At 36.9% G+C, this 3,841-nt stretch carries 6 protein-coding genes; 2 read left to right on the top strand and 4 right to left on the bottom strand.

Going from position 1 to position 3,841, the window contains the following annotated elements:
• Positions 1–234: 234 nt before the first annotated feature.
• Complete coding sequence (locus ACWIW0_RS11105) at positions 235–417, top strand: Imm53 family immunity protein (protein ID WP_454453364.1); 183 nt, start codon at positions 235–237, stop codon at positions 415–417.
• A 147-nt stretch (positions 418–564) separates the two neighbouring features.
• Here the strand turns inward: ACWIW0_RS11105 and ACWIW0_RS11100 are convergent, their stop codons facing one another.
• Positions 565–1,077 carry a SprT family zinc-dependent metalloprotease gene (locus tag ACWIW0_RS11100; RefSeq protein ID WP_454453363.1) on the bottom strand — a complete coding sequence of 171 codons (513 nt, stop codon included), beginning with the start codon at positions 1,075–1,077 and terminating at the stop codon, positions 565–567.
• Positions 1,077–1,799: a ribonuclease T2 family protein gene (locus tag ACWIW0_RS11095; RefSeq protein WP_454453362.1), complete on the bottom strand. Its 723-nt coding sequence runs from the start codon at positions 1,797–1,799 to the stop codon at positions 1,077–1,079. Before ACWIW0_RS11095 ends, ACWIW0_RS11100 begins: the two co-directional genes overlap by 1 nt.
• A 213-nt stretch (positions 1,800–2,012) precedes the next feature.
• On the opposite strand from ACWIW0_RS11095, the gene cysK reads away from it, so the two are divergent.
• Positions 2,013–2,963, top strand: coding sequence for a cysteine synthase A (gene cysK, locus ACWIW0_RS11090; protein ID WP_157394550.1), 951 nt, complete (start codon positions 2,013–2,015; stop codon positions 2,961–2,963).
• Between the two features lie 195 nt (positions 2,964–3,158).
• On the opposite strand, the gene ACWIW0_RS11085 is transcribed toward cysK, so the two are convergent.
• Positions 3,159–3,335, bottom strand: a complete 177-nt coding sequence (locus ACWIW0_RS11085) for an EexN family lipoprotein (RefSeq protein ID WP_454453361.1) — start codon at positions 3,333–3,335, stop codon at positions 3,159–3,161.
• 19 nt (positions 3,336–3,354) lie between these two features.
• Positions 3,355–3,621, bottom strand: coding sequence for a hypothetical protein (locus ACWIW0_RS11080; protein ID WP_454453360.1), 267 nt, complete (start codon positions 3,619–3,621; stop codon positions 3,355–3,357).
• Positions 3,622–3,841: the final 220 nt, after the last annotated feature.

Below are 3,841 nucleotides of genomic sequence, written 5' to 3'. Positions count from 1 at the left end.
GAATTCAATTTCAAAAAATAATTCAGTGTAGAATGTAACCTTCCTAAAGTTAATATAGAAATTTCTAGTTTCGATTCTGTATCATTCCGTTCAAATATTTCCCTCAGTATTTTATCAAAAAGGATTAGTGAAAAACCATATTTTCACTAACTCTATACCTCCCTAGAAATGGGTTATAAAATAAAAGATAAGAGAGATTTACTAATAAATAATAAAATGAAAAGGAACAATGAAATGGAAAATTTTTTAACTCTCATAAACACTTGGTATCAATCAAAATGTGATGGCGTTTGGGAACACTCTTATGGATTATCTTTAGGTAATATAGATAATCTAGGATGGTGTATAAAAATTACTGGGGAGAATAACAAGGGAATTTTACACATTACAAATTCCATAGACACGGAAGATTATTGATTAAGAATTGAATCTAGCAGCAATTCTTTCACTGGCTACTCAGGTATTTTATCTTTTAATGAATTACTTAAGCATGCAGTAAATTGGCTTGAGATAGATTCATAACACACAATGAAAAACACAGTATTGTTAAACAAAAACAATATTTTAGTATAAATTGTGTGTTGACACCTCTACAAAAACCAATACTTTCTTACATTTTCGGCATAAATACTGGCGGTTTTGTCGCAAGATTGCATTATGTCTGCGGATAGAGAGTTGATGTGTTTGGCACTCACAACGGTAGCTAAACCGTTCTCCTTGCACACTAGTTGTATCAAAGCAGTGGTAGGTTTCAGCAGGAACGCCTAATACAGTTTCCATTACCATTTTCCACTCTTTCCCGTGGGGGGAAACACGCCCGAATTGTTGATAAACCAGTAAATGTGCCAGTTCGTGTGGCACAACTTGTTGTATAAATGTGTCGCCATTTTCTTGTAGCAAAATCGGATTTAGGCGGATCTCATTTAGTTGTAGATAGGCAACGCCTGCTTTCATTCCTTTAACGTCATAATTGACAATTGGGGGCAGAAAACTTTTATTGAAGTAGCAGTTTGCCTTATCCAAATCTCGCTTTAGCTGGCGTTGGACTTGCATTTTTAAATGACGAATTGACATCATTAACGTGGGCAATCCATTACCGACCAATGTTTGTCATAACAGATATATAGCTCATTTTTACTTGCCCCTAAATAAGCGTTTTTAAGCTGTGGATTGTACTTTTTCATCCACTGGAATAACTCTTTACGCGATAAATCTTGTGCGGGCAAGTTCAAGCTACGGAATAACTCACGTTGTTTAGCAAAATAGCTTTCGGCATCATTAAAAGCACAAGCACCGTGCTTTTCCCATTGTCCTTGCAAGAGAGAGGCTCCTGGTGATTCTGGTAAATACTGTTTAATCAGCGTTTCAGGCAGCTTTGCTAAGTCGCCTTTACAAAAACGAGGGTGGTCGGCAGGCGATTTGGATTGTGCATTTTGTGGCCATAAACCGTGAATAACCCAGCCAAATTGGGCTTTATCATTACATTGATATTGCAAATGTTTTGGAACATTCCCGCTGTTTTTCTGCTTTTGTAGATCGCAAAATTCAGGTGACCAAGAGAGAGCAAGCATATAGTAATCAACAGGTGCGTTATGATTTTGCCCTAAATGATCATTTGCCATTACGGTATCATATTGTCCCAAATCGTTAGGTAATGATTGTTGGGGCTGTGTATTGGGACTAGGTGTTACGGACTTCTTTTCATTATTTCGCCAAGTAAAGATGGCAAAAATGACAATAATGATTAAAAAAATCAGCTGATTAAGTTTGCGGTTCTTATTGGTTTGTGTTTTTTTCATTTTAAGTAAACTGGGCTGATAAAATGCGTACTATACCGAAAAGATGCCGCCTTGCAAGCGGTAAGATTAGTCTAATATTTTGCAAAATATATCTTACAACTAAATTGTTATTACCTATGGTTATATAAAATACCTAATGTTTCCTTAACTTTTTATAAGAAATCAGTATTCTGTGTGCAACTCAACAACGCTTTAATAAAGAAGGAAATGATTATGACTATTTATGCAGACAACTCAGAAACGATTGGTAACACCCCCCTTGTTCGCTTAAAAAATTTCGGGCATAACGGTAACCTTTTAGCAAAAGTGGAAGCTCGTAACCCAAGTTTTAGTGTGAAATGCCGTATTGGTGCAAATATGGTATGGCAAGCGGAAAAAGATGGCATTTTAACTAAAGATAAAGAAATTATTGATGCAACAAGTGGTAATACAGGAATTGCATTAGCCTATGTAGCCGCTGCTCGTGGTTATAAATTAACATTAACAATGCCTGAGACAATGAGTATTGAACGCCGCCGTTTATTGCGTGGTCTAGGGGCAACTTTAGTACTGACTGAAGGGGCAAAAGGAATGAAGGGGGCGATTGCTAAAGCAGAAGAGATTTTGGCGAGCGATCCAAACCGTTATGTGATGCTCAAACAGTTTGAGAACCCAGCAAACCCTGCTATTCACGAACAGACAACAGGTCCTGAAATTTGGGACGCAACGGAAGGGAATGTTGATGTATTTGTCGCTGGTGTTGGTACAGGTGGTACTATCACAGGGGTTAGCCGTTATATTAAACAACAAAAAGGCAAACAAATTGTGAGTGTTGCTGTTGAGCCGAAAGAATCTCCAGTCATTACACAAACCTTAAATGGTGAAGAAGTTAAACCAGGCCCTCATAAAATTCAAGGTATTGGAGCTGGCTTTATTCCTAAGAACCTCGATTTAAGCCTAATTGACCGAGTTGAACAGGTTGATAGTGAAACTGCGATTGAAACGGCTCGCCGAGTTCTTGCTGAAGAAGGGATCTTAGTTGGTATCTCATCAGGTGCGGCAGTAGCGGCAGCAGATCGTTTAGCAAAATCACCTGAATTTGCAGATAAAACCGTTGTGGTGATCTTACCATCAGCTTCTGAGCGTTATCTCAGTACTCTATTATTTGAGGGGATTGAGGCTTAAGAAAGCTTATTATTGTGACCGTATTCAATTAAGAGCTAATTTCATATAATCTACCCTAAAAAGTTAGACTGATTTAATTCGGTGTAATGGACAAAATAGTTGCTAATAATATTTTTCTTATGTTGTTAGCAACTCTTTTTATTTGTAGAAGATCAAACCAAATCTGGCAGTCTCCATTTAGAAACTAGATATCTGTCAGATTGGGAGTGATCTTCTACACTTTATTGTTAGCAAAGAATGCTTTTCCTGCTTTTGTCTACATTGCTGCACTTTCTTTTGTGCTTTCTCAATGTGGGATAAATAGTATTCCTTATCTTTTTCGGAACACGCTGTTAATCCAAACACAGTTAGGCAAAACAACCACTTTTTCATTCCCTCTACTTTGTTAGGTTTATTGTGATAGACCAATACCACCCAAACCGATTGCAGCTAATAAAATCGGTGATGTAAATAGACCTACTAGTGTTAATAACCAAGCAAAGATATTTACGCCTATACCTGCAAGATTTTTATGTTTTATTGCAGTCACGCTACCAATAGTGGCAGTAATTGCAGCAAGCGGAATAAATACAATGCCTAGAAATAAAATACCTAATACTGCTAATACACAAGCGATAACACCAGCTACTAAACCAGACGATTTTGTTTTATTTTCCATTTTAATCTCCTTAGTTAAACAAATGAACCTAAAACAGGTTCAATTATGACTTGCGCCTAAAATAGGTGTAATAAAAAACTTAAGATTATCAATTCATTCAGAACAGCATATTTGGTTAAGGCAGCTCTTTATTAAGCGACGTATCGAATTGCAACTTTCTCAGCGTGCATTATGTGAAAAAATGGGCGTGATTTCGTCTTTTGTGGGAAAAGTACTTATA

The sequence above is a fragment of the Ursidibacter sp. B-7004-1 genome (assembly GCF_053654055.1).
Note: the sequence above shows the minus strand (reverse complement) of the source record. Positions and strands in the feature narration are given on the sequence as shown.